The organism is Reyranella sp. (assembly GCF_965227665.1).
GTDB lineage: Bacteria > Pseudomonadota > Alphaproteobacteria > Reyranellales > Reyranellaceae > Reyranella.
This window is the reverse complement of record NZ_OZ245767.1, coordinates 1,516,560-1,539,565: the sequence shown is the minus strand read 5'-3', so window position 1 is coordinate 1,539,565 and position 23,006 is coordinate 1,516,560. Positions and strand designations below refer to the sequence as shown.

At 66.2% G+C, this 23,006-nt stretch carries 25 protein-coding genes; 16 read left to right on the top strand and 9 right to left on the bottom strand.

Annotated features, from left to right (window positions below; translation table 11 throughout):
* Window positions 1–82 precede the first annotated feature (82 nt).
* The 3 genes from ACO07I_RS07390 to ACO07I_RS07380 all read left to right on the top strand — a co-directional run bounded on the left by ACO07I_RS07390 (window position 83) and on the right by ACO07I_RS07380 (window position 2,905).
* Complete coding sequence (locus tag ACO07I_RS07390; RefSeq protein ID WP_422015820.1) at window positions 83–1,771, top strand: long-chain-fatty-acid--CoA ligase; 1,689 nt, start codon at window positions 83–85, stop codon at window positions 1,769–1,771.
* A 180-nt stretch (window positions 1,772–1,951) separates the two neighbouring features.
* Window positions 1,952–2,458, top strand: a complete 507-nt coding sequence (locus tag ACO07I_RS07385; protein ID WP_422015818.1) for a hypothetical protein — start codon at window positions 1,952–1,954, stop codon at window positions 2,456–2,458.
* A 9-nt stretch (window positions 2,459–2,467) separates the two neighbouring features.
* Window positions 2,468–2,905: a hypothetical protein gene (locus tag ACO07I_RS07380; RefSeq protein ID WP_422015816.1), complete on the top strand. Its 438-nt coding sequence runs from the start codon at window positions 2,468–2,470 to the stop codon at window positions 2,903–2,905.
* A 6-nt stretch (window positions 2,906–2,911) separates the two neighbouring features.
* Here the strand turns inward: ACO07I_RS07380 and ACO07I_RS07375 are convergent, their stop codons facing one another.
* Window positions 2,912–3,886 (bottom strand): Bug family tripartite tricarboxylate transporter substrate binding protein, encoded by a 975-nt coding sequence (locus ACO07I_RS07375; protein ID WP_422015814.1) that lies wholly within the window; start codon window positions 3,884–3,886, stop codon window positions 2,912–2,914.
* A gap of 28 nt (window positions 3,887–3,914) precedes the next feature.
* Window positions 3,915–4,631, bottom strand: a complete 717-nt coding sequence (locus ACO07I_RS07370) for a dienelactone hydrolase family protein (RefSeq protein WP_422015812.1) — start codon at window positions 4,629–4,631, stop codon at window positions 3,915–3,917.
* Window positions 4,632–4,916: 285 nt separating this feature from the next.
* On the opposite strand from ACO07I_RS07370, the gene cysS reads away from it, so the two are divergent.
* On the top strand, window positions 4,917–6,248 hold the full coding sequence (cysS, locus tag ACO07I_RS07365) for a cysteine--tRNA ligase (RefSeq protein ID WP_422015810.1): 1,332 nt from the start codon (window positions 4,917–4,919) through the stop codon (window positions 6,246–6,248).
* Window positions 6,249–6,387: 139 nt separating this feature from the next.
* Here cysS and ACO07I_RS07360 read toward each other — a convergent pair whose 3' ends face one another.
* A complete protein-coding gene (locus tag ACO07I_RS07360) occupies window positions 6,388–7,161 on the bottom strand; it encodes a thioesterase family protein (RefSeq protein ID WP_422015808.1) in 774 nt (257 codons plus the stop codon).
* 152 nt (window positions 7,162–7,313) lie between these two features.
* On the opposite strand from ACO07I_RS07360, the gene ACO07I_RS07355 reads away from it, so the two are divergent.
* Genes ACO07I_RS07355 through ACO07I_RS07340 form a run of 4 tightly spaced genes read left to right on the top strand, consistent with a single transcriptional unit; the run spans window position 7,314 to window position 9,108 of the window.
* Window positions 7,314–7,679, top strand: coding sequence for an ArsR/SmtB family transcription factor (locus ACO07I_RS07355; protein WP_422015806.1), 366 nt, complete (start codon window positions 7,314–7,316; stop codon window positions 7,677–7,679).
* A complete protein-coding gene (locus ACO07I_RS07350; RefSeq protein WP_422015804.1) occupies window positions 7,657–8,121 on the top strand; it encodes an SRPBCC family protein in 465 nt (154 codons plus the stop codon). The genes ACO07I_RS07355 and ACO07I_RS07350 overlap by 23 nt, the downstream gene beginning before the upstream one ends.
* The gene (locus ACO07I_RS07345) at window positions 8,118–8,810 is read left to right on the top strand and encodes a DUF899 domain-containing protein (RefSeq protein WP_422015802.1); all 693 of its coding nucleotides are present in this window, start codon (window positions 8,118–8,120) and stop codon (window positions 8,808–8,810) included. The genes ACO07I_RS07350 and ACO07I_RS07345 overlap by 4 nt, the downstream gene beginning before the upstream one ends.
* A gap of 16 nt (window positions 8,811–8,826) precedes the next feature.
* On the top strand, window positions 8,827–9,108 hold the full coding sequence (locus ACO07I_RS07340) for a DUF427 domain-containing protein (RefSeq protein WP_422015800.1): 282 nt from the start codon (window positions 8,827–8,829) through the stop codon (window positions 9,106–9,108).
* Window positions 9,109–9,168: 60 nt separating this feature from the next.
* Here the strand turns inward: ACO07I_RS07340 and ACO07I_RS07335 are convergent, their stop codons facing one another.
* From ACO07I_RS07335 to ACO07I_RS07325, 3 genes are all read right to left on the bottom strand, one after another.
* Window positions 9,169–9,768 (bottom strand): hypothetical protein, encoded by a 600-nt coding sequence (locus ACO07I_RS07335; protein WP_422015798.1) that lies wholly within the window; start codon window positions 9,766–9,768, stop codon window positions 9,169–9,171.
* Window positions 9,769–9,850: 82 nt separating this feature from the next.
* Window positions 9,851–10,642, bottom strand: coding sequence for an alpha/beta fold hydrolase (locus ACO07I_RS07330; protein WP_422015796.1), 792 nt, complete (start codon window positions 10,640–10,642; stop codon window positions 9,851–9,853).
* A 4-nt stretch (window positions 10,643–10,646) separates the two neighbouring features.
* On the bottom strand, window positions 10,647–11,921 hold the full coding sequence (locus ACO07I_RS07325; protein WP_422015794.1) for an LLM class flavin-dependent oxidoreductase: 1,275 nt from the start codon (window positions 11,919–11,921) through the stop codon (window positions 10,647–10,649).
* Window positions 11,922–12,131: 210 nt separating this feature from the next.
* Here ACO07I_RS07325 and ccrA point away from each other — a divergent pair, with 210 nt between their 5' ends.
* Complete coding sequence (ccrA, locus tag ACO07I_RS07320; RefSeq protein WP_422015792.1) at window positions 12,132–13,421, top strand: crotonyl-CoA carboxylase/reductase; 1,290 nt, start codon at window positions 12,132–12,134, stop codon at window positions 13,419–13,421.
* A 146-nt stretch (window positions 13,422–13,567) separates the two neighbouring features.
* Entirely contained in the window at window positions 13,568–15,211 is a 1,644-nt protein-coding gene (locus ACO07I_RS07315; protein ID WP_422015790.1) for an acyl-CoA dehydrogenase family protein, read from the top strand.
* Between the two features lie 52 nt (window positions 15,212–15,263).
* Here the strand turns inward: ACO07I_RS07315 and ACO07I_RS07310 are convergent, their stop codons facing one another.
* Complete coding sequence (locus tag ACO07I_RS07310) at window positions 15,264–15,476, bottom strand: twin transmembrane helix small protein (protein WP_422015788.1); 213 nt, start codon at window positions 15,474–15,476, stop codon at window positions 15,264–15,266.
* A gap of 156 nt (window positions 15,477–15,632) precedes the next feature.
* On the opposite strand from ACO07I_RS07310, the gene ACO07I_RS07305 reads away from it, so the two are divergent.
* The gene (locus ACO07I_RS07305; RefSeq protein WP_422015786.1) at window positions 15,633–15,935 is read left to right on the top strand and encodes a hypothetical protein; all 303 of its coding nucleotides are present in this window, start codon (window positions 15,633–15,635) and stop codon (window positions 15,933–15,935) included.
* Window positions 15,898–16,635 carry an SDR family oxidoreductase gene (locus ACO07I_RS07300; RefSeq protein WP_422015784.1) on the top strand — a complete coding sequence of 246 codons (738 nt, stop codon included), beginning with the start codon at window positions 15,898–15,900 and terminating at the stop codon, window positions 16,633–16,635. The genes ACO07I_RS07305 and ACO07I_RS07300 overlap by 38 nt, the downstream gene beginning before the upstream one ends.
* 31 nt (window positions 16,636–16,666) lie before the next feature.
* Here the strand turns inward: ACO07I_RS07300 and ACO07I_RS07295 are convergent, their stop codons facing one another.
* Window positions 16,667–18,196 carry an arylsulfatase gene (locus ACO07I_RS07295; protein WP_422015781.1) on the bottom strand — a complete coding sequence of 510 codons (1,530 nt, stop codon included), beginning with the start codon at window positions 18,194–18,196 and terminating at the stop codon, window positions 16,667–16,669.
* Window positions 18,197–18,222: 26 nt separating this feature from the next.
* Window positions 18,223–18,951 carry a helix-turn-helix domain-containing protein gene (locus tag ACO07I_RS07290; RefSeq protein ID WP_422015779.1) on the bottom strand — a complete coding sequence of 243 codons (729 nt, stop codon included), beginning with the start codon at window positions 18,949–18,951 and terminating at the stop codon, window positions 18,223–18,225.
* Window positions 18,952–19,051: 100 nt separating this feature from the next.
* Between ACO07I_RS07290 and ACO07I_RS07285 the strand changes: the two genes are divergently transcribed.
* From ACO07I_RS07285 to ACO07I_RS07270, 4 genes are read left to right on the top strand one after another with little or no spacing between them, the layout of a single operon-like run.
* Window positions 19,052–20,020 (top strand): Bug family tripartite tricarboxylate transporter substrate binding protein, encoded by a 969-nt coding sequence (locus ACO07I_RS07285; protein WP_422015777.1) that lies wholly within the window; start codon window positions 19,052–19,054, stop codon window positions 20,018–20,020.
* A 9-nt stretch (window positions 20,021–20,029) separates the two neighbouring features.
* Window positions 20,030–20,914, top strand: coding sequence for a TauD/TfdA dioxygenase family protein (locus ACO07I_RS07280; RefSeq protein ID WP_422015775.1), 885 nt, complete (start codon window positions 20,030–20,032; stop codon window positions 20,912–20,914).
* 13 nt (window positions 20,915–20,927) lie between these two features.
* Entirely contained in the window at window positions 20,928–21,581 is a 654-nt protein-coding gene (locus ACO07I_RS07275) for an HAD family hydrolase (RefSeq protein ID WP_422015773.1), read from the top strand.
* Complete coding sequence (locus ACO07I_RS07270; RefSeq protein ID WP_422015771.1) at window positions 21,578–23,005, top strand: flavin monoamine oxidase family protein; 1,428 nt, start codon at window positions 21,578–21,580, stop codon at window positions 23,003–23,005. The genes ACO07I_RS07275 and ACO07I_RS07270 overlap by 4 nt, the downstream gene beginning before the upstream one ends.
* The last annotated feature ends 1 nt before the right edge of the window (window position 23,006 follow it).

The window sequence follows — 23,006 nt, the reverse complement described above, 5'->3', positions numbered from 1 at the left end:
GAGCAAGCGCAGCCCGAGGCGGTGCGCGCGACGGGAACGCGCCGCCTTGAGGCAATGATCGAGAGGTTTCGGGAGAGGCGTCGTGGACCGGTTCTGGCTCAAGAGTTATCCGCCGGGGGTGCCGGCAGACATCGATCCGTCGGCCTATCCCAGCGTCGTGGCGCTCTTCGAGGAAAGCTTCTCCAGGCACCGGGACAAGCCGGCCTATGTCTGCATGGACAAGGCGCTGACCTTTGGCGAGATCGATACACTGTCGCTGGCGCTCGGGGCGTGGCTGCAGGGACGCGGGCTGAAAAGCGGCGCCCGCGTCGCGATCATGATGCCGAACATCCTGCAGTATCCGGTGGCGGTCGCGGCCGTGCTGCGGGCGGGATACGTGGCCGTCAACGTGAACCCGCTCTACACGTCGCGCGAGCTCGAGCATCAGCTTCGCGATTCCGGTGCCGACGCCATCATCCTTTTGGAGAACTTCGCGACGACCTTGCAGCGGGTGATCGCGCAGACGGGCATCAAGCATGTCGTGGTCGCTTCGATGGGCGACCTGCTGGGCTTCCCCAAGGGGCTGATCGTCAACTTCGTCGTTCGTACCATGCGCAAGATGGTGCCGGTTTGGTCGCTGCCCGGCCATGTGAAGTTCAACGACGCGCTGCGGGTGGGGCGCAGCATGGTCCTGGCGAAGCCGCAGCTGGGCCCGAACGATGTTGCCGTGCTGCAATATACCGGCGGCACGACCGGGGTTTCGAAGGGTGCGACCCTGCTGCATCACACCCTGGTCGCGAACCTGCTGGCGTCCGAAGCCTGGATGCAGCCCGGCCTGAACCGCCGCAAGATCAGCGGCCAGCTCACGATCGCCTGTGCACTGCCGCTGTATCACGTGTTCGCCTTCGTGACCTGTGGCCTGCTCGGCCTGCGCACCGGCGCGCTGAACGTCCTGATCCCGAACCCCCGCGATCTCGCGAGTACCATCAAGGATCTCTCCAAATACAAGATCAATGTCTTTCCGGCGGTGAACACGCTGTTCAACGGGCTCGCCAACAATCCGGATTTCGCAAAGCTCGATTTCTCGGAACTGGTCATCTCCAACGGCGGCGGCATGGCGGTGCAGGAGTCCGTCGCGAAGAAGTGGCTGGCCATCACCGGCTGTCCGATCTGTGAGGGCTACGGCCTCAGTGAGACTTCCGCCGGTGTCACCTGCAATCCCACGGACTCCGAGACCTACACGGGCACGATCGGGCTGCCGCTGCCGAACGTCGAGATCCGCATTCTCGACGACAGCGGCAAGGAGGTCCCGATCGGGCAGGCGGGAGAGATCGCGATCCGCGGTCCGCAGGTCATGCGGGACTACTGGCAGCAGCCCGAGGAAACGGCGAAGGTCATGACACCGGACGGCTTCTTCAAGTCCGGCGACATCGGCATCATGGACGCGCGCGGCTACACCAGGATCGTGGATCGCAAGAAGGACATGATCCTGGTCTCGGGATTCAACGTCTATCCCAATGAGGTCGAAGAGGTGGTCGCCGCCCATCCCGGCGTGCTCGAATGCGCGGCCATCGGCGTGCCGGATGCCAACTCCGGCGAGGCGGTGATGCTGTTCGTGGTCAAGAAGGATCCGTCACTCACCAGGGAAGCGCTGGCGGCCTACTGTCACCAGGAGCTGACCGGCTACAAACGGCCCAAGTACATCGAGTTCCGGGCCGAGCTGCCGAAGAGCAACGTCGGAAAGATCCTGCGCCGCGAATTGCGGGATGGCGTGGCCAGGAAGCCGGCGTAACTCCTGCAGGTAACCTGCAACCCTCGGGGGGCAGCCACGTTCTGTGGCCACCAATTCCCCGGAGGACCGCAAATGACCGCCACCAAGTTTCTAGCCGCGACAGCCCTCGTCCTATCCGCCGCCGCCTGCAGCAGCACCAGCACCACCTATGAAACGCGGACGGCCGGCGCACCTTATGCCGTGACCAGCTCGGAGCAGGCCTGCGTCGACTACGGGTTCCGCGTGGGGACCGACAACTACAACCGGTGCGTCTCCCGCGAGGCCGCCGCCCGCGCCCAGGGCCGCGTTCCCGCGGGGTACACGGTCGCGACCGTCGAGGCCGATGCCCGCAACGCCTGCTACTCATATGGCCTGACGCCCGGGACCGCGATGTACGACCGTTGCGTAGGGCGTGAGGTCGACGCCCGTCGCTACCGCGACCAGGCCTATGGAAATCCAGTCCCGGCGCCGGCCCCCGGCTACGCCTCGACCACCTATTACACCACCGCGCCGACCGCCCCGACCTATTACGGCCCGGCCACGACGGTCTCGACCACCACCTACAGCACCCCGGCGGTGGCTCCCCGGCCGACCCCGCCGGCCGGCGTTGAGGCCTTCCGCGATGAGTATGGTTTCCGCTATGATGGCCAGGGAAACCGGATCGACCGCAACGGCAACATCATCAGCCCGCAGTCGACCACACGATGAGGGGGCTTGATGGCTGCGAGACGTATTATGGCCGCGACGTTCGGCGTGTCGCTGCTCGCGGCCTGCGATCCGCTGCCCCAGCCCCTCTATAGCGAAACCACGCCGCCGCCAGCCTATCGGGTCCAGCCCAGCGGGCTGCGCGTCGACAATGAGGGCTTCCAGATGGATCCGGAGGGCTACCGGATCGACAAGAGTGGTGCCCGGGTCGGGGTCATCGATGTTCCGGCCAAGACTGCGGGCGACAATTCCAACGCCGTAGCCGGCTATTACATCAGCAATACCGGCTCGGATGCCCCGGGCCGCGTCGCGTCACCCAGCGAAGGGGCAGGCTCGGGCGTGGGAACGGGTCCGGGCGCCGCGAACGTGCCGACGCCGTCTCAGATGCCGCAGCAGGCGCCGATCGCGCCGGCGCCCGGCAACGTGCCGCCGCCGGCCGGCTACCGCTAAGCCGCCCTACTCGATGCGAACGCCGGCTTCGCGAATGACCGGCGCCCACTTGGCGATTTCATCCTTGATGAACCTGGCCGTGACCTCGGGCGTGGTGTCGGTCGTCGGGACGGCGGCGATATCCTCCAGGAACTTGATGGTGGCGGGGTCCTTCATCATCTGGCGCGACGCCTGGTCGAGCACGTCGACCACCGGCTTCGGCACGTTGGCCGGACCCAGGATCAGGTTGAACGTGTAGGCCTCGTAACCCTTGACCCCGGCCTCGATCATCGTCGGGATTTCCGGGGCGACCGGCGCCCGCTTCGAATAGGCATAGGCGAGAATGCGGACCTTGCCGGCCTTGTGGAGCTGCAGCGTCGTGCTGAAGGTCTCGAACATCCAGGCGGTCTGGCCGCCCATCATGTCCTGCAGCGCAGGCATCGAGCCCTTGTAGGGTATGTGCTCGACATCCATGCCGCCGACCTCGCGCTTGAAGTACTCGCCGGCGAGATTGATGATCGAGCCGGCCCCCGAGGAGCCGTAGGAATATTTGCCTGGGTTCTTCTTCATCAGCTCGACCAGGCCCATCACCGTGTCGGGCATGTCGGGCCGGGCCACCAGCACCAGCGGGTTAACGCAGATCGACGAGATCGGCGTGAAATCCTTCACCGCATCGTAGGCCGGCTTCACGAAGGCCGTCGGGTTGATGGCATGGGTCGAGGAGGGCGCGCAGAGGAGCGTATAGCCGTCGGGCTTGGCGTTCTTCACGTCGACCGCGCCGATCGAGCCGGCGGCCCCTGCCTTGTTGTCGACGATCACCTGCTGGCCGAGGATGGCGCTGAGCTTCTCGGCGGCCATGCGGCCAATGATGTCCGTCGGCCCCGCTGGTGCGAACGGAATGACGAAGCGGATCGTCTTGTCGGGATACTTGCCCTGGGCGCGGGCGATCGATGGGACGGCAAGCGCCGCGGCGCCGGCCGCGATCAGGTGACGACGTTTCATTTTCGGATCCTCCCTTGTTTCTTCGGTTCTAATTCAGCGTCTCGTCGAACAGCTCGATCATGGCGTTCCATGACCGGCGGTCGGTGGCCTGGTGATAGAAGAAGCCCTTCATGCCACGCGAATCGGCGGCCGGGTTGGTGAAGCTGTGTCCGGCGCCGCCATAGAGCTGCAGCCGCCAGTCGATGCCGCCTGCCTTCATCTCCTTCTCGAAGGCCAGACGCTGCTCGGGCGGAATGATCGGATCGTCGGCGCCGATGCAGACCAGCACCTTGGCTTTGATGTTGGCCGCATCCTGCGGCCGCGCGGTCGCGAGGCCGGAATGGAAGCCGACGACGGCCTTCACGTCGGCGCCGCTGCGCGCGATCTCGAGCGCGGTCGTGCCGCCGAAGCAGTAACCGATGGCCGCGAGGCGCGCTGGATCGACTTCCCTCTGCGCCTTGAGCACGTCGAGGGCCGCCAGCGCCCGGGTGCGGATGCCCGTCGGGTCGGCCATCCAAGGCTGCAGGCGAGTCATGGTCTGGCTGGGATCGGCGAGCGGCTTGCCGTCGCCGTGATAGTCCATCGCGAAGGCGGCGTAGCCCAGACCCGCGAGGCGGGCGGCGATCTTCTTCGTGTGGTCGGTGAGGCCCGGCCCCTCGTGGCAGACCAGCACCCCGGCGCGGCGGCCGGGCTTGCCGTCGTCGACCACATACTGTCCGACCATGCGGACGCCGTCGGCTCGGTATTCGATGTCTTCGGTGCGCATTGTGGTTGGTTTCCTCCGATTGGAACGGAGACTAGCGGAGGCGGCTTGACCCGCCAACGACCCGCCGGCCGAGGTCGCCGCCATGGTCACCGCGCTACTTCACGGGCGCGGAGCCGCAGAAGGCATTGCCACGGGGCCTGAATTGCGCGGCAGGAACCCATCGTATAGATTGACCCCATGTCGCAGTTCTTTCTTCCCGGCGCGTCTCTCGCGCGATGTATCGAGGCCTGAGGCCCAGCGGGCCGCGTCAGGTTTCGTTCGTTTTTTGAGTGGGGAGAAGGGGCGATGTCCCTCGTCGTTTATAACACGCTGTCGCGCGAAAAAGAGCCGTTCGTGCCGCTCGACCCTTCGAACGTGCGCCTCTATGTCTGCGGCCCCACGGTCTACGACTATGTCCATATCGGCAATGCGCGCCCGGTCGTCGTTTTCGACATTCTCTACCGTCTGCTGAAGCGGCGTTATCCGCGCGTGACCTATGTCCGCAACATCACGGACATCGACGACAAGATCATGGTGCGCGCCGCCGAGAACAAGGAGTCGATCGACGCGCTGACCGAGCGGACCGCCGCCGCCTATCAGAGCGACATGAGCCGCCTCGGGGCACTGCCGCCGGACGTCGAGCCGCGCGCCACGAAGTATGTGGGCGAGATGATCGCGCTGATCGAGCGGCTGGTCGCCCGCGGCCATGCCTATGAAGCGGAGGGCCATGTGCTGTTCGACGTGCCCAGCATGGAAGACTATGGCCGCCTGTCGCGCCGCTCGCACGACGAGCTGATCGCCGGCGCCCGCGTAGAGGTCGCGCCCTATAAGAAGGACGCGGCCGACTTCGTGCTGTGGAAGCCGTCCACCGATGCGCAGGCGGGTTGGCCGAGCCCGTGGGGTCGTGGCCGTCCCGGCTGGCATATCGAGTGCTCCGCCATGAGCGGCGCGCTGCTCGGCGAGACGTTCGACATCCATGCCGGCGGCCTCGACCTGATCTTCCCGCATCACGAGAACGAGATCGCGCAGAGCCGTAGCGCCTTCGGTCACGCCATCATGGCGAAGTACTGGATGCATAACGGCTTCCTGAACATCTCCGGCGAGAAGATGAGCAAGTCGCTCGGCAACTTCTTCACCGTGCACGAGCTGCTCGACCAGTATCCCGGTGAGGTGATCCGCCTGTTGCTGCTGTCGGCGCAGTATCGCCAGCCGCTCGACTTTACGCCCGAAGGCCTTGCCCAGGCCAAGGGCACCCTCGACCGCTGGTATGGTCTCTTGCGCGGCAAGGCGCTCGAGCCGAAGCCCATTCCGGCCTCAGTCGAGGAGGCGCTGTCGGACGATCTCAACACGCCGCTCGCCATCAGCGCGCTGCACCAGCTGCGCGATCCGTCGGAGCTCAAGGTGGGCGCCTCCGCGCTCGGCCTGCTGCAGCAGGATCCGGAAGCCTGGTTCCGCTGGACGCCGGCCGCTGCGGCCTCGGGCCCGTCGGACGCCGAAATCGAGGCTGCCATCGCGGCCCGTCAGGCGGCGCGCAAGGCCAAGGACTTCAAGGAGTCCGACCGCATCCGCGACGATCTCAAGGCCAAGGGCGTGATCCTTGAGGACGGGCCGAAGGGAACGACCTGGAAGCGCGGTTAGAGCATTCTGATGCGCTGTCGGGCGGCAGCGCCTGCTGAGGCGCGAGAGCGCGCACGGTGCAGAAAAGGCATGGATGACCCCTCCGCCCGCGCTGACGCGGGCACCTTCCCATCTGAATGGGGAGGACGGAGAGAGTCCCTCACCGCTTCTCGAAGATGATGCTTTGCACGGCGCGGCCGAAATAGCCTTGGCGGTCGGCGAGGCGCGCGGCGGCGATGCCGACCGAGTCCGGGCCGATCCAGGTCTCGGCGTCGAGCAGCACCCACTCGCCGACCGGCTCGCGTCCGAGGCTGACGGTCAGGTCGGCGTTGATGAACGTCCAGTCGTTCATGTCGAAGACCGACGAGGTGCCGTTGCAGAAATCGGCGGCGATGACCGCGCGCATCAGCGGCGAGATCGCGGCATGCTCGACGATGGGACGCGTCGCGCGGTACCAGACGGCGGCAGGGCCGGGGATGCGGAAGCCGCCCTTGGCGGTGCGCATCTCGATACCCTTGAGAAACGGCGTTTCGGTCGCGAAGAAGTCGGGCGGCGCGCAGTCTTCGGGCAGCGGGAGCTGGACCGGTGGTCCGTTGGCGATCGCCGGCATTTCCCTGGGGTCGACGCGGATGCGCAGCGCGCTCGCCCGCACGACCTCGGCGCCGTCGGCCAGCAGCCGCACCGACACGAGCTGGATCTTGCGGCCTTCGCGGACGATCTCGGTCGCTATCGTGAGCGGTGCGACGGGTACCGGCCGCATCAGGTCGACGGTCAGGCGGGCGACGCGCATCGGCACCGGTGATGGCAGGTTTTCGACCGCCCAGCAGATCAGCGAAGAGGGCGCCGCCCCGTGCTGAAGCTTGGGGCTCCACGGCCCACCGGCGGAAGCGCTCGTGTCGGCGGTGGCACCTTCGACGCGGTAGATCGACTCCATTCGCTTCAACTCCTAATAGGGCGCGCCTTCATAGAAGCCGACGCCATGGGCCGCAATCTGGGGCCGCGATGATGTACCCGGGCAGTCCTGCGGGGCGACGACCCGGCAGGTAATGGTTTGACGCATCTTGGTATTTAACATATACGTTAAATATGGATGCTCTCTCCCAGACCTTCTCGGCCCTCGCAGATCCCACGCGGCGCGCCATTCTCGCGCGGCTCGCCAGCGGCGGCGCCACGGTCGGCGAACTGGCCGAGCCGTTCGACATGTCGCTGCCGGCGGTGTCGCGCCATCTCAAGGTGCTGACCGAGGCCGGGCTGATCGAGCGCCACACCGAGGCGCAGTGGCGCCGCTGCGAGCTGCGCGGCGAGGGGCTGCGCGCGGCGGCGGACTGGATCGAGCACTACCGCAGGTTCTGGGAAGCGAGCTTCGACCGGCTCGACGCCTTCCTGAAGAGCACCGAAACCGATTCCAAGCCGACGAAAGGAAAGTCAGATGCCCGACGCAAGGCTCGATAACAGCACGCTGCACATCAGCCGGATCTTCGACGCTCCACGCGAAAGGGTGTTCGACGCCTGGGTCAACCGCGACCAGTTCGTGCGTTGGATGTGTCCGCCCGGCGTGGAGATCACGCTGTGCGAGGTCGATGCGAGACGCGGCGGCGCCTGGCGCATCGATGGACGCAACGAGCAGGGGATCTTCGCCTCGTCGGGCGTCTATCTCGACGTCGTCCGGCCTGAGCGGCTGGTCTTCACCTGGGCCCATCATGCCGATGGCGACTTCAATCGCGCGCGCGGCCACGAGACGACGGTGCGGGTCGAACTGCGTGCCCTGGGCGAGCGCACCGAACTGACCCTGGTGCACGGTCCGTTTGCGGACACCGACGACTTCGCCTGCCACGACCAGGGCTGGGCCGGTAGCTTCGACAAGCTCGTCGCCTTCTTCAGGAGGTCGGCATGACCGCTCATCCCGTCGTCTCCCATGCGGAATGGCTCGCGGCCAGCCGCGACTTCTTGGCGAAGGAGAAGGAGTTCACCCGGCTGCGGGACGAGCTCTCGCGTCAGCGCCGGGCGCTGCCCTGGGAGCGTGTCGAGACGGAGTATTCCTTCGAGGCGCCCGAAGGCCGCGTGTCACTGGCCGATCTTTTCTCCGGTCACAGCCAGCTTCTCGTCTACCACCTGATGTTCGGTCCGGACTGGACCGAAGCGTGCAAGAGCTGCTCCTTCTGGGCCGACAATTTCAATGGTATCGACGTTCATCTCGCCCATCGCGACACGGCACTGGTCGCCGTCTCCCGGGCGCCGCTGGCGACGCTCGGAGCCTACGCCCGGCGGATGGGGTGGACATTCCGCTGGGTGTCGTCCGGCGAAGGCGACTTCAACTTCGACTACAAGGTAAGCTCGCGGCCCGGCGAGGAGGCGCTCGATTACAATTTCGGGACGATGCAGGTCGGCCCGGGAGAGATGCCCGGGTTCAGCGCCTTCCGCCGCGACGAAGACGGCGCCGTCTATCACACCTATTCGACTTACGCGCGGGGCGTTGACATGCTGAACGGCGCTTACCACCTGCTGGATTTGACCTCGAAGGGCCGGGACGAGGCGGGACTCCCCTTCACGATGGACTGGGTGAAGCGCCGCGACCAATATTGAGAAAGGAAAGGCAGCCATGAAGGCCGTATGGCAGGGCAAGGTGATCGCCGAGAGCGACCGTACGCTCGTGGTCGATGGCTACCACTACTTTCCGCGCGAAGCGGTGCGCATGGACCTGCTGAAGCAGACGCCCAGGACGGGCAGCGACCTGCAATGTCCGCATGGCGTTCAGTTCTATGACGTCGTGGACGAACAGGCGCGCAGTCCGCGGTCCGCCTGGTCCTATGAGGCGCCGCAGGCGCGCATGCAGTCGGTCGATCACTGGATCGGCTTCTGGGAAGACGTCAGCGTCGGCTGACACCCCACAAAAGAAAACGGCCGGCAGATGCCGGCCGTTCTACGTTCAGCCGCGGGCGCTTCAGCGCGCCGGCGAGATGGCGGTGATCATCAGCGGGGTCGTCATGCCGATGACGACGTCGCCGACCTTGATCTTCTTCAGCATGTCCTGCTTGGCGATGGAATTGGCCGAGTAGGTGCGCACCGGGCCGCCGCGACCGTCGATCACGGAAACCATGTTCTTGCCGAGGTCGATTCCGACGACCGTCAGGGTGAAGCGGCCGGCCTCGACGTCCGTCTGGTTCGGGGACGAGCTCATCTGGTCCTTGCGGGCGAGCTGGGAGCCCGGACCCTTCTGGCGCAGGTTGAGCATGGTCACCACTTCGGAATAGGTGACGCTGGCCATCGAACCGTCGTCGATCGAATCGAGGTTCTTGACGCTGTCGGCCACCGGCAGGATCAGCAGCTGGCCGTTCGGCAGGGTGAAGGCGACCGTCCGGCTCTCGGTATCGGCCGACTCAATCTTGACCCGCTGGGTGACCACGTCGTTGAAGGCCACGCCCTCGCGCGGCACAGGCCTCACCTGGGCCGATGCCTGCCGCTCGGGCAGGCTCGCGCCGATCGCCAGAACCGCCGCGAACAGGGAAGCGCCTGCGGTCATCTTCATCGAACGGATCGTCATTGCCGTTTACCTCGCAAAACCCCTAACGCGCCGGACAATAGCGATCCGAACCGGCGAAGCAACCACCAAGGGCGTGAGCGGCTCAGGCAAAATGGGCCAATACCGCCCGCGCGACCGCGTCGGGCTGGTCGAGATAGGCCAGATGGCCAGCATTGGGCACGGTTTCGACCCGTGTCGGGCCGTTGAGCCCCTTGTCGATTCCCTGAGCGAACTTGCCCGCATAGCTTGGGGGCAGAATGGCGTCGCGGTCGCCCCACAGGATCAGGGTCGGCGCCGCGATCAGTCCCAGGCGCTTTTCCAGACGTGTATTGCCGAGCGGCCAGAAAGCCCGGGCGGCGGCTTCGGATGCCCGGGTCATCTCGATCGGCCATTCCACGGAATTCGCGCCCTCCGGTGCGGCGACCAAGTCGGTCCAGTTGGCCGGATCGGCGCACAGAAGGCCCGGCAGCACGTCCTTGCGCTGCGCCCAGGGATCCGCCGCCGGTTCCTTCTCGTCGAACAGGCCAAAGGGGGCGATCAGCACGAGTTTGCCGACATGGCCGGGAAAGATCCCCGCCATTTCCGCGGCAAAGGCGCCACCCACCGACGCTCCCACGAGATCGGCGCCGGCAAGGCCAGCCTTTTCGACGATCTGGCGCACCGCCAGCACCCAGTCGAGATGCGTGTCGAGCTCGGTATGACCTGTGGCGCCGGGGTATCCGGGCAGGGAGGGAGCGATCACCGTCCGGGTCTCGGCGAGCCTGTCGAGGAAGGGCAGCCAGCGCGGCAGGCCGCCGAGGCCCGCCAGGAAAGCCAGCTTCGGGCCTTTCCCTTTGGTCCAGACGCGGCAGGGATGGCCGTTGACCTCGACGATCGTCGTAGCGGGCTGGGACACGCGACTACTCCGCGGCGACGGTCTGCGGGCGGAAGGCGGGAACCGCGGCGCGCTGACCCTTGGCCATCGGCTTGGGCCACCACTTGTCCTCCCATTCGCCGAACAGGTCCTTGACCTTCGGCATCACCTTCTCGGCGAACAGGCGCGTGTTGTACTTGGTGGTGTCCTTGCTCATGTTGCCGTACTGCAGCAGTAGCATGAGATGGCCGACGTTCAGGCTCTTGGCGACGTGGCGGATCTGCTCCACCACCTCGTCGGGCGAGCCCACGATGACGTAGCCGCCGTCCACGATGTCCTTCATGTTGGTGGCCTTCATGCTGAGCTTGCTCGAATAGCTCGCCGTATTGGCCGCCTTGCTCACCATGCTCTGGATGCCGGCGCGCTGCGTGGCCTCGGTCGTGTAGCCGGGCGGCGTGGCGTAGCGGGCATCTACGTGCAGGCAGCGGCCGTAGAAATACTCGGCGGGCTCGGTATAGAGGTCGAGCGCCTGCTGGCGGCTCTCGGCCACGCCGACGAACTGCAGGAAGCCGGCGCGGTAGGGATTGCGGTCCTTGCCGAGCTTCTCCATCTCGTTCCAGAAGCCCTGCATCGTCGTGAGACCGGCCTTGTAGCCGTAGTACGACAGGTAGCAGTAGACGTAGTCCATCTCGGCGCACCAGCGCCACGTCTCGACCGAACCGCCGCCGGGAATCCAGATCGGCGGATGCGGGTCGTTCTGGATGGGGCGCGGCCAGATGTTGACGTAGCGCTGCTGGTTGTAGCGGCCGTTGAAGGCGAAGGTGTCCTTCTCGGTCCAGGCCCGCTTCACGAGGTCGTGCGCCTCGAGATAGCGCTCGCGCAGCAGGCTCGGATTCTGGCCATAGGCATAACAGGTGTCCATCGGCGAGCCGACCGGGAAGCCCGCGATCAGCCGGCCGCCCGAGATGCAGTCGATCATCGCGAACTCTTCGGCGACGCGCGTCGGCGGATTGTAGAGCGCCAGCGAGTTGCCCATGACGCAGAGCGCGGTGTCGGTGGTGCGGCGCGCCAGCGACGAGGCGATCAGGTTGGGCGAGGGCATCAGCCCGTAGCCGTTGGAATGATGCTCGTTGACGCAGACCGCGTCGTAGCCGAGCTCGGCCGCGTATTCGAGCTCGTCCATGAAGTCGTTGTACATGTGATGCGCGCGCTTGGGGTCGAACAGCGAGGAATGGATGTCGACCCACACCGACGGATGCTTCCGGTTGAAGTCCTCCGGAAGCTCCGTGTACGGCATGAGGTGGAACCACATGAGTTTCATGGTGCGCTCTCCCCTAAACTCGAGCTGCTTGGTAAACGACCGTTTACCTCGCAAGCCTGCCGCGACTTCAGGTTGCCGGCAATGCGGATTTTCCGCATGGCATGGGTAATTTTGTTGTTTTTCCCCTGTGCCAACCGTTCCGATTCGTATTTGTGCGTTGCACTCTCGCGAATGCAGCAATAGTTTCGCCGCAACGCAGGAGGATTTGCCATGTCCGTCGTCGCTTTCGCGGCTCGCCCTCATCCCACGGCCAACCAGCCGAAGAAGGATCTCTACGAGGTCGGGGAAATTCCGCCGCTCGGACACGTGCCGAAGAACATGTACGCCTGGGTCATCCGGCGCGACCGTCACGGCCCGCCGGAACAGTCCATGCAGCTCGAGGTGGTCCCGACCCACACGATCGGCGAGGACGAGGTGCTGGTCCTCGTTATGGCCGCGGGCGTGAACTACAACGGCGTGTGGGCCGGTCTCGGCCTGCCGATCTCGCCGTTCGACGTGCACAAGCAGCCCTTCCACATCGCCGGCTCCGACGCCTCGGGCATCGTCTGGGCGGTCGGCGCCAAGGTGAAGCGCTGGAAGGTCGGTGACGAGGTCGTCATCCACTGTAACCAGGACGATGGCGACGACGAGGAGTGCAACGGCGGCGATCCGATGTTCTCCACCAGCCAGCGCATCTGGGGCTACGAGACGCCCGACGGGTCGTTCGCCCAGTTCTGCAAGGTCCAGGCACGGCAGCTGATGAAGCGCCCGCCGCACCTCACCTGGGAGGAGAGCGCCTCCTACACGCTCACCCTCGCCACCGCCTATCGCATGCTGTTCGGCCACCGCCCGCACATCCTGCGGCCCGGCCACAACGTGCTGGTGTGGGGCGCGGCGGGCGGCCTCGGCTCAATGGCGATCCAGCTCATCGCCACGGCCGGCGCCAACGCCATCGGCGTGATCTCCGATCCGTCGAAGAAGGATTTCGTGATGTCGCTGGGCGCCCGCGGCGTCATCAACCGCAACGACTTCGACTGCTGGGGCCAGCTGCCCGACGTCGACGATCAGGCGGGCTATGCCGAGTACATGAAGAAGTGCCGCAAGTTCGGCGCCGCGATCTGGGAGCACACCGGCAAGGGCAACGACGTCGACTTCGTGTTCGAGCATCCCGGCGAGCAGACCTTCCCGGTCTCCTGCTTCATCGTGAAGCGCGGCGGGATGGTGGTCTTCTGCGCCGGCACCACCGGCTTCAATCTGACGATGGACGCGCGTTTCGTGTGGATGCGCCAGAAGCGCATCCAGGGCAGCCACTTCGCCAACCTGCTGCAGGCCAGCCAGGCCAACCAGCTGGTGATCGAGCGCCGCATCGACCCGTGCATGAGCGAGGTCTTCGAATGGGCCGACATCCCCAAGGCCCACACCAAGATGTGGAAGAACCAGCACAAGCCCGGAAACATGGCCGTGCTGGTCTCCGCCAAGCGTCCCGGCCTGCGCACCCTCGAGGACGCGCTGGACGACTAAGGTCAGCTTTCCTCCCCCGCAGCGCGGGGGAGGTGGCCGCAGGCCGGAGGGGGTGAGCCTCAGTCCGGTCCGTTGCTTTCCCCCCTCCGCCCCCTTCGGGGGCACCTCTCCCGTATGACGGGGGAGGAGATGATTTCGAGTCCGTCATGTCCCTGATCCTCCTTCCCGACCTCCTCTTGCTCTGCGCCGAAGCCGAGGGTGCGGCCGGTCGCCATGAAACCGCTGTGCGTGAAGCGGTGCGGGCGCTTGTGGCGCCGCAGGGCAAGGTCGATGCGAAGCTGCTGGAGCGCGAGCAGTTCGCCGCGCACGGCTTTGCCTGGATCGCCACCTACGTGGCGGCGCTGCGCCAGATGCGGCGCTGGGCCGAAGCGGGGGCGGGCGGCGAACTCGAAAGCCTGATCCTGCAGTCGGCCTATGGCGAATATCTCGCGCAGCTGAAGGGCGGCATCGCCATCAGCCAGGTCGAGATCGTGCGGCCGGGCGACTTCGGCCTCGACGGTTCTGCCCTTGAGACGCCGGCCGTCGCCAAGCTGATCGCCGGCAACACGCCGGCGGTGCGCGGTCGCATCGCCAAACTCATCTCGGACGGTCTCGACACCGGCGGCTTCGGTGCGCTTGGGCTGGATGACGAGGCGCTCGACGAGGTGCGCCGTCAGTTCCGGCGCTTCGTCGACACCGAGGTGGCGCCGCACGCGCATGGCTGGCACCTGCGCGACGAGCTGATCCCGCTGCCGGTGGTGCAGCAGATGGCCGATCTCGGCGTCTTCGGCCTCACCGTCCCCGAGGAGTGGGGCGGGCTCGGCATGGGCAAGCTCGCCATGTGCGTCGTCACCGAGGAATTGTCGCGCGGCTATATCGGCGTCGGCTCGCTGGGCACCCGCTCGGAAATTGCGGCCGAGCTGATCCGCTCCGGCGGCACCGAGGCGCAGAAGCAGAAGTACCTGTCGCGCATCGCGTCGGGCGAGCTGCTGCCGACGGCGGTCTTCACCGAGCCGAACACCGGCTCCGACCTCGCCAGCCTGCGCACGCGCGCCGTACTCGAGGGCGACACCTACAGGATCAACGGCAACAAGACCTGGATCACCCATGCCGCGCGGGCCGACATCATGACGCTGCTGGCCCGCAGCGACGCCTCAAAGCCCGGCTATCAGGGCCTCTCGATGTTCCTGGCGGAGAAGCCGCGCGGCACCGACGCCGATCCGTTTCCGGCCAAGGGCATGAGCGGTGGCGAGATCAGGGTGCTGGGCTATCGCGGCATGAAGGAATACGAGATCGGCTTCGACGGCTTCGAGGTGCCGGCCGCCAACCTGCTGGGCGAGAAGGAAGGCCATGGCTTCAAGCAGCTAATGGCGACCTTCGAGAGCGCGCGTATCCAGACCGCGGCCCGCGCCGTCGGCGTGGCTCAGAATGCGCTCGAACTCGGCCTGCGCTATGCCAAGGACCGCATCCAGTTCGCCAAGCCGCTCTACGCCTTCCCGCGCGTCGCGGGGAAGATCGCCTGGATGGCCGTCGAGACCATGATCGCCCGCCAGCTCACCTACTTCGCCGCGCGCGAGAAGGATTCGGACCGCCGCTGCGACATCGAGGCGGGCATGGCCAAGCTGCTGGCCGCGCGCGTTGCCTGGAGCAATGCCGACAATGCGCTGCAGATCCACGGCGGCAACGGCTATGCGATGGAATATCCCGTGAGCCGCGTCCTCTGCGACGCCCGCATTCTCAACATCTTCGAGGGCGCGGCCGAGATCCAGGCCCAGGTCGTCTGCCGCGGCCTGATCGAGGGCCGTAACTAGATACCCGCTCGCTCCGGGCTGGCCGCTCGGCACGCGCCGCCTGAGCTTTGCCTCAGGCGCGGCTCGCCAGATACCAAAGCGGTATCAGCAGGACGGTGATCAACTGCAGACGGACGCGCCAGACCATCAGGCGGTTGCTGCGGCTTGCGCCGGCCGTTCCGTCGGCTTCATCGCGGCCCATCGAGAGCACGCCGACGAACAGGACCACCAGAGTTGCAAATGCAGAAACGAGGACGAGCACGAAGAGGACGTTTGCCAGTGTCATGAGGGCTCCAGACCGACGCGGCGGTCGATTGCCTGACAGTTGGTTGTGCAAGCGTTCGGCGGCAAGTCCCCACGATGGCAGCGGCTGCCATGTCGCACGCGTGATCCGCCACCGCTCCTGACGCGTAGTGGTTGCAGTGTTCACAAGGATCGAAACATGAGTTCTCTTTATCGCGCCGTCATGGACTCCAGCGTCAACCCGCTGCGAACGCTGCCGGCGGCTCAGCGATTCCAGCTCATGCTGTTCCTCAGCGTCATGTGGACCAACATTTTCTGCCTCAGCGCCGGCGCATGGATCTGGTACGGCGAGCTGATCGCTTTCCATGTGCTCGTTTCCGCCGGTATCGTCATCACCGGCCTTGTCTTCCACCAGGCCTCGAGAACGTCGGCCTATCTCACGTACCGGCATTTCCCGCTCAAGGATGGCACCGCCCGTTACGACGATGTCTGGGGCGGCTGACGCGCACCTCCTGGGGGGCGTCGCCATCGTTGTCGGCTCGTCGGGAGGTATCGGCAGCGCATTGCACCAACGTCTCTCTGCGCAACCTCGCTTTCGCGCGGTGCTGGGACTGGGGCGACGAAGCTCACCGCCTCTCGACCTGACGGACGAGGCGAGCATTGCCTCTGCCGCGCGCCATGTCGGGGAGCTCGGGGCCGACGTGCGTCTGATCATCGATGCCAGTGGAATCCTGCACGAGGACGGACTCTCGCCCGAAAAGACGTGGCGCGATCTCGACGCGGCGCAGATGGCCAGGGCCTTCGCCGTGAATGCCATCGGCCCGGCCCTGCTGATGAAGCACTTCCTGCCGCTGCTGCCGCGTCAGGGGCGATCGGTGTTCGCCACCTTGTCGGCGAGAGTGGGCAGCATCGGCGATAACCGGCTGGGCGGCTGGTACAGCTACCGCGCGTCGAAGGCGGCGCTGAACCAGTTCGTTCGGACGGCCGCCATCGAGCTGGGTCGCCGCCAGCCAGCCGCCCTCTGCGTGGCGCTCCATCCGGGGACGGTGGCAACATCGCTCTCGTCGCCCTTCGTGAAGGCGGGGCTCGACATGCAGACGCCCGACCAAGCGGCCGGGCGTCTCCTCGATGTGATCGATCGCCTGCCGCCCGGCAGCAGCGGCGGCTTCTTCGATCACCGCGGCGATCCGGTGCCGTGGTGACTGCATTTAGGGTCTTGGATTCGGCAAGCGGCTATTCGCGCTTGTCGTCCACCTTGATGCCCATGATCTTCTTGGCCGGGTACTTCTTGAACGTGCCGAGATGGTTGCGCATGCCGAGCTGGAAGGCCTCGATGTAGGCCAGCTTCCGTGTCAGGTAATTGTGCTGCTCTTTCGGGTCGAGATAGAGGTTGAACAGCTTCGGATAGGTGTAGCGCTCCAGCACGCCGGTGAAGCCGCCGGTGCCGAAGGCGTCCGTCGCATTGTCGCTGGTGGCCGACAGCACCATCTTGTACTCGCCGCAGCGCATCCCCGAGAAGGTCTGGCTCAGCCAGTAATAATGATACTTGCGGTTGGACAGGCCGTCCGGCGCCAGCAGGAACGAGCTCTGGTCGACGCCGTCGATGTAGCGGTCGGACGGCAGCAGATCCGACGCGCCGGCGAGGCCGAGCGCGGTCGGCACGATGTCGTTGAAGTCGAACAGCCCGTCGCTCTGGCGGCCGGACTCGATCGTGCCCGGCCAGTACATCAGGCCGGGGACGCGCACGCCACCTTCCCAGGTCGAGCCCTTGGCGCAGCGGAACGGCGTGAAGGCGGCGTCCGGCCAGGTCTCCATGTGCGGCCCGTTGTCGGACGAGATGAAGATCAGCGTGTCCTCGAGTTGGCCCGACTTGCGCAGCGCCTCGACGAGGCGGCCCATGATCTCGTCGAGTTCGAGCAGCGTGTCCTTGTAGGGATGCTTGGCCGGCGACTTGCCGAGGAACTTCTCGCCCGGATAGTTGTCGAAGTGGGCGCCACGCGTGCAGTGATACAGCAGCCACGGCTTGTCGGACTTGGCCTGCTTCTCGATGAACGCCTCGGAATACTTGCACCACTTCTCGTCGAGTTCGGAGAGGACGGGGATGGTCACCTCCTCGACGTTGGTCAGTTCCTTGCCCTTGGTCGCGTGCACGAAGCAGCGGTTGAAGGGCATGTTCTTGATCCACTCGGTGCGCGCGTCCGAATAGACGATCTCGGGGAAGAAGTGCGGGTCGCGCCACTCCGTGTACATGTCGGAGACGGAGAGGAAGCCGTAGAAATCGTCGTAGCCGACATGCTGCGGCTGGCTCTCCACGTTCTCGCCGAGATGCCACTTGCCAACCGCCTGCGTCGTGTAGCCGGCCTGGCCGAGCAGCATCGGCAGGGTGATCTCACCCTGCAGGCCGCCCGGTTCGCCGTACATCGGGGGACGATGCAGTCCATGACGGTTCGGAACGCGACCGGTGTGCAGCGTGGCGCGCGACGGCGAGCAGGAGGGTTCGGAATAGCAGGAGGTGAGCTGCAGGCCGCCGCGCGCGATCTTGTCGAAGTTGGGCGTCGGTGCGCCCACGGCGACGCCGCCGCCATAGCAGCCGAAATCACCCCAGCCGACATCGTCCATCAGGTAGATCAGGATGTTGGGCTTCTTCTTCCGGGCGGCGAGTTTCCGCGCTGCGGCTTCGATGTCTTCCTTGTGTACGAAAGCGGGTTCGAGATGGTTTGCCTTGCGCACGGTCTGCGTTGCGATGGCGTCGAATGCCGGCATGTTTCCTCCGTTGAATTGCGCGCAAACTACTCGTTTGCCACGTCGATTGCGATGGCGCGTGCGAGCGCCGTCAGCGGCGCGCCATAACGCGCGCCGGCCGCGGCTTCGCTCAGGGCAGAGCGGGTGAAGCGCATCGAGATGCACCCGAGAATGCGATCGTTCCTGTGAATGGCGACGGCGATACCCTGCAGGCGCGCCGTACGCGTCACGACCGAGAAGGCGTGGCCGTCCCGGCGGATCCGCGCAAAGGCCGCCGCCAGTTTCGCGTCGTAGCGGACACCAAGGTCGCGCAGGATCGCTCGGCGCTCTTCGTCTGTCGAGAACGCGAGCCAGGCGCGCCCGAGCGCGCCCGAGAGAATCGGGCTGCGGCGCTGGAGGGCCATCCGCTCGAACGACATCGGGCTCTCGGCCGCGGTCGAATAGCGGATCGTCATGGCGTGGTGGCTGATCGACCCGAGATAGAGCGGCCAGCCATGTTCCTGCGTGAAGCGCTGCATGTGCGGCGCGGCGATGTCGACCAGATGGTCGATGAAGCGGATGCCCTGCGCCAGCGCAAGCACCCGATCGGTGAGGCGATAGCCCAGGGACCGCGAGACCTGGGTTGCGTATCCCAGTTCGACCAGCGTGCCGAGCAGGCGCACGACCGTCGGGCGGGGCAGGCCCGTCTCGCTCGCCAGCGCCGCGATCGTTCCGTGCGGGCGCCGGCTCAGCGCCTCGAGGATGGCGAAACTGCGGCGGACGGGCTCGATGGCCATGGCAGGAAGCTATTCCGTAATACGGACTTTGTCGACTTGGACGAGGCGGAGCCGTTCGCGGGGCGTTAGCTTTGCCGCAACAAAGAAACCAAGAGGAAACATGATCGGCAGACGACGGTTCGGGATGGGGCTGGGCGCGGCAGCCTTTGCGGTGCCCGCGATCGTACGGGCGCAGAAGTATCCTGCGGGGCGCGTGACGATGGTCGTGCCGTTTCCGGCTGGCGCGGCGACCGACATCAGCGCCCGCGTCTATGCCGAGCGTCTGTCGGCGCTGTGGGGCCAGCCTGTGGTGATCGACAACAAGGGCGGTGGCAATGGCATTCCGGCGGCCGAAGCGGTCGCGCGCGCCAAGCCCGACGGGCTGACGCTCTTTGCGACCTCGGCGATGACACAGGTCGTCAATCCCGCGATCTACGACAAGCTGCCCTACGATCCGATCGCCGACTTCGCGCCGATTTCGCGCATGGGCACCTCGCCCTTCGTGCTGCTGGTCGACAGGAACAGCCCCATCAATACGGCGGCCGAGTTGACGGCGAAGCTGAAGGCCGAGCCCGGCAAGCACAATTACGGCGCCGGCGCCTTGCCTGCGCGCGTCGCCTCCGAGCTCTACAAGATGTCGGCAGGCGTCGACGCGGTCTATGTCGGCTACAAGAGCAACCCGCAGGCGATCCCCGACGTGCAGAGCGGCCTGCTCACCTTCATGATGATCGACACGGTCAACGCGAAGATCGCGATGGACCGCGGCGCGCTGAAGGGATTGCTCGTCACCGACAGCGAACGCTACGCCGCCGTGCCGACCATGCCGACGGCGGCGGAAGCGGGACTTCCCGACGTCCTGCTGACGACCTGGACCGGCTTCTATGCGCCGAAAGGGACGCCCGCGGAGATCGTCAGCCAGATCAATGCCGACCTCTACACGGTGTCGGCGATGCCGGAAGTCGTCGAGCGGCTGGCGGCCCTGGGCGGCACGCCGAAGCTCATGCGGCCGGCCGAGTTCGCTGCGTTCGCCAGCGCCGAGAAGGAGCGCTGGGGCCAGATCATCCGTCGAGCCAACATCAAGGTTGAATAGGAGAGACCCATGGCAGGATCCCTGAACGCCAATGCCGGCCCGCGTTACCGGCACAACGCCGACGAAAGCGCCCCGTACGAAACGATCACCCTCGACAAGCTGACGCCGATCCTCGGAGCGGAGATCAGCGGGATCGACCTCAGCCAGCCGCTATCCAACCGGCAGCAGGACGAGATTCATCGCGCGCTGGCCGAGAACCTGGTCATCTTCTTCCGCGACCAGCACATCAGCCAGGACCAGCACCTGGCCTTCGGCCGCCTGTTCGGCGACCTGCATACCCACCCCGCGGCGCCGAGCGAACCCGGCAAGCCGGAGCTGATGATCATTCATGCCGACAAGGATTCGCCGCGCGCCAATGGCGAAGGCTGGCACACCGACGTGAGCTGCGACCTCGAGCCGCCGATGGGCAGCATCCTCTACATCAAGAAGTGCCCGCCCAAGGGCGGCGACACGCTGTTCGCCAGCATGTACGCCGCCTACGAGGCGCTGTCGGACCGGATGAAGACCTATCTCGACGGGCTGACCGCCGTCCATGACGGCGAATCGGTCTATCGCGGCCTCTACAAGAACTACAACGTGGTCGAGAAACCCGAGTATCCGCGCGCCATCCATCCGGTGGTGCGGACCCACCCGGTGACGGGCAAGAAGGCACTCTACGTCAATCGCGGATTCACCCGCTCGCTGGTCGGCCTGCCGCGCGACGAAAGCGACGCGATCCTGCGTTATCTCTACGAACACATGGAAAACCCGCTCTTCCAGTGCCGTTTCCGCTGGCAGGAGAATTCCATCGCCTTCTGGGACAATCGCTGCGTCCAGCATCGTGCGATGTGGGACTACTGGCCGCACACCCGCAGCGGCAACCGGGTCACGGTGGCAGGCGACAAGCCTTACTGATACTCCTCGGGGCGTGCTGGTCATATTCGATTGCGACGGGGTGCTGGTCGACAGCGAGCCCCTCGCCAACACCTGCTTTGCCCGCGCGCTCCAGCGCGAGGGGCTCGACTGGACCGTCGAGGACACGATGCGGCGCCTGATGGGCCGCTCGATGAAGTCGTGCGTCGAGATCGTCGAAGGCGAACTCGGCCGCGCCTTGCCTGCCGATTTCGTCGAACGGCTGCAAGCGGACACGCTTCAGACCTTCCGTGACGCACCGCTGCAGCCCGTTGCCGGCGTCGTCGAGGCGATCGATGCGATCGAGGCGGCGGGCATCGCGACCTGCGTCGCCAGTTCGGGCGGGCTCGACAAGATGCGGGTCACCCTCGGCATCACCGGCCTGTGGTCACGCTTCGAGGGCCGCATCTTCAGTTCGAGCCAGGTGCCGCGCGGCAAACCGTTCCCGGACCTGTTCCTGCACGCCGCGATACAGATGAACGAGCAGCCGTTCGACTGTGTCGTGGTCGAGGATTCGCTGCCGGGTATTCAGGCGGCCCGCGCCGCCGGCATGCGCGCACTCGCCTATGTCGGCGCCCCGTACAGCGATGCCGAGGCGCTACGGGCGGCGGGCGGCCGGACGTTCGATTCGATGTCATCGCTGCCGATGCTGGCCTGGGCCGGGCGGTGAGCCGCACCGGTTCGTGGTCGATGGGGGCGGGCAACGGCGAGCGCGTCGTCGTCGTCGGTGCCGGGATGGCAGGGCTGGTCGCCGCGAGGCTGCTGCAGGATTCGGGTTTCACCGTCACCGTACTCGAGGCCCGCGGACGAATCGGCGGCCGGACCTGGACAGACGATCGCGTCGGCGCGCCCGTCGATCTCGGCGGCTCCTGGGTGCACGGGGTCGACGGCAATCCGCTCACCCTCTGGTGCGAGAAGCTGGGCATCGACCTGATCGAATCGCAGGGCGAGCGCCTGCTCATCGACAAGCGGGCGACGTCGCCGACCCGCGAGGGCCAGCGCCGGCGAGCCGTGATGGGACGAATGGCCTTCAAAGCCGCGATCGAATGGGCGACGTGGAAGAGCAAGGCGCTGACTCGCGTGCGCGGGCCGCGGTCGATCTCCGTGCGGGACGCCGTCGAGCCACTGCTTTCGGCGTCCTGGCTGCCCGAGATCGACCGTCTGGTTGTAGCGACCTTCGTCGAGATGAGTGAGGGCGTGCAGAGCGCGCCCTGGGAGGCGGTGGCGGCGGAGGAGTGGTTCCCCACGGAAGGGCTCGAGCGCAATGCCCAGCCGAAGGGCGGCTACCGGTCACTGATCGAGGATGTCGCGAAGGGGCTTTCCATCCGCCAGGGCACGGCGGTCGAGCGCGTCGTCTGGACGGGCGGCGGGGTGACCGCGATCCTGCAGAGTGGCGAGCGCATCGAGGCGGATCGCGCGGTGATCGCCGTGCCCGTCGGGCTGCTGCGTGCCGGCCTGCCGACGCTCGATCCGCTCCCGCCGGAGCTTCAACGCGCCGCGATCGGCCGCATCGGCTACGGCGCGGGCGTGCTGGGCAAGATCTACCTGCGCTTTCCGCGCCGCTTCTGGCCGGAGTCGCCGAAATGGTTCGGGCGGCTTCCCGACTCGCCCGTGCAACGGGGCGGCTTCAACACCTGGGTCAGTCACGAGCAGGAGACCGGTCTGCCGATCCTGCTCAGTTTCTGCAACGGCCACACCGCGATCCATCTCGACCGCGAGGCGAGCGACGCGGAGGTGATCGCCGTCGCCATGAAATCGCTGCGTGCGATGTTCGGCGAGAACATCCCCGCCCCCGAGGCGGTGGCGTTCCCGCGCTGGCTGAGCGATCCCTGGTCGCGCGGCGGCTATTCCTACCCCGGCGTCGGCAGCGATCCCGACGACTGCACCGAACATGCGCGGTCGCTGGGAAATCGCGTGTTCTTCGCCGGCGAGGCGACCGAGCCGGTCGAGTACGGCACGGTCCATGCGGCCCTCTGGTCGGCCGAGCAGACCGCCGAGACGATCTTCCGCCTCGCCACCGGCACGCCAGCCTCCCGCGATGCGCGCCCTTGGGCGGGCGCCCGTACTGGCGCGGGCCGGCACAATGCGGGATAAG

What these genes read in the sequence shown, in the direction of transcription:
- ccrA (WP_422015792.1), top strand. Translation starts at nt 12,132, where the DNA reads ATGTCCGTCGTCGCTTTCGCGGCTCGCCCTCATCCCACGGCCAACCAG.
- ACO07I_RS07340 (WP_422015800.1), top strand. Translation starts at nt 8,827, where the DNA reads ATGAAGGCCGTATGGCAGGGCAAGGTGATCGCCGAGAGCGACCGTACG.
- ACO07I_RS07305 (WP_422015786.1), top strand. Translation starts at nt 15,633, where the DNA reads ATGAGTTCTCTTTATCGCGCCGTCATGGACTCCAGCGTCAACCCGCTG.
- ACO07I_RS07360 (WP_422015808.1), bottom strand. Translation starts at nt 7,161, where the DNA reads ATGGAGTCGATCTACCGCGTCGAAGGTGCCACCGCCGACACGAGCGCT.
- ACO07I_RS07355 (WP_422015806.1), top strand. Translation starts at nt 7,314, where the DNA reads ATGGATGCTCTCTCCCAGACCTTCTCGGCCCTCGCAGATCCCACGCGG.
- ACO07I_RS07350 (WP_422015804.1), top strand. Translation starts at nt 7,657, where the DNA reads ATGCCCGACGCAAGGCTCGATAACAGCACGCTGCACATCAGCCGGATC.
- ACO07I_RS07280 (WP_422015775.1), top strand. Translation starts at nt 20,030, where the DNA reads ATGGCAGGATCCCTGAACGCCAATGCCGGCCCGCGTTACCGGCACAAC.
- ACO07I_RS07370 (WP_422015812.1), bottom strand. Translation starts at nt 4,631, where the DNA reads ATGCGCACCGAAGACATCGAATACCGAGCCGACGGCGTCCGCATGGTC.
- ACO07I_RS07310 (WP_422015788.1), bottom strand. Translation starts at nt 15,476, where the DNA reads ATGACACTGGCAAACGTCCTCTTCGTGCTCGTCCTCGTTTCTGCATTT.
- ACO07I_RS07290 (WP_422015779.1), bottom strand. Translation starts at nt 18,951, where the DNA reads ATGGCCATCGAGCCCGTCCGCCGCAGTTTCGCCATCCTCGAGGCGCTG.
- cysS (WP_422015810.1), top strand. Translation starts at nt 4,917, where the DNA reads ATGTCCCTCGTCGTTTATAACACGCTGTCGCGCGAAAAAGAGCCGTTC.
- ACO07I_RS07325 (WP_422015794.1), bottom strand. Translation starts at nt 11,921, where the DNA reads ATGAAACTCATGTGGTTCCACCTCATGCCGTACACGGAGCTTCCGGAG.
- ACO07I_RS07315 (WP_422015790.1), top strand. Translation starts at nt 13,568, where the DNA reads ATGTCCCTGATCCTCCTTCCCGACCTCCTCTTGCTCTGCGCCGAAGCC.
- ACO07I_RS07345 (WP_422015802.1), top strand. Translation starts at nt 8,118, where the DNA reads ATGACCGCTCATCCCGTCGTCTCCCATGCGGAATGGCTCGCGGCCAGC.
- ACO07I_RS07335 (WP_422015798.1), bottom strand. Translation starts at nt 9,768, where the DNA reads ATGACGATCCGTTCGATGAAGATGACCGCAGGCGCTTCCCTGTTCGCG.
- ACO07I_RS07375 (WP_422015814.1), bottom strand. Translation starts at nt 3,886, where the DNA reads ATGAAACGTCGTCACCTGATCGCGGCCGGCGCCGCGGCGCTTGCCGTC.
- ACO07I_RS07285 (WP_422015777.1), top strand. Translation starts at nt 19,052, where the DNA reads ATGATCGGCAGACGACGGTTCGGGATGGGGCTGGGCGCGGCAGCCTTT.
- ACO07I_RS07295 (WP_422015781.1), bottom strand. Translation starts at nt 18,196, where the DNA reads ATGCCGGCATTCGACGCCATCGCAACGCAGACCGTGCGCAAGGCAAAC.
- ACO07I_RS07380 (WP_422015816.1), top strand. Translation starts at nt 2,468, where the DNA reads ATGGCTGCGAGACGTATTATGGCCGCGACGTTCGGCGTGTCGCTGCTC.
- ACO07I_RS07300 (WP_422015784.1), top strand. Translation starts at nt 15,898, where the DNA reads ATGGCACCGCCCGTTACGACGATGTCTGGGGCGGCTGACGCGCACCTC.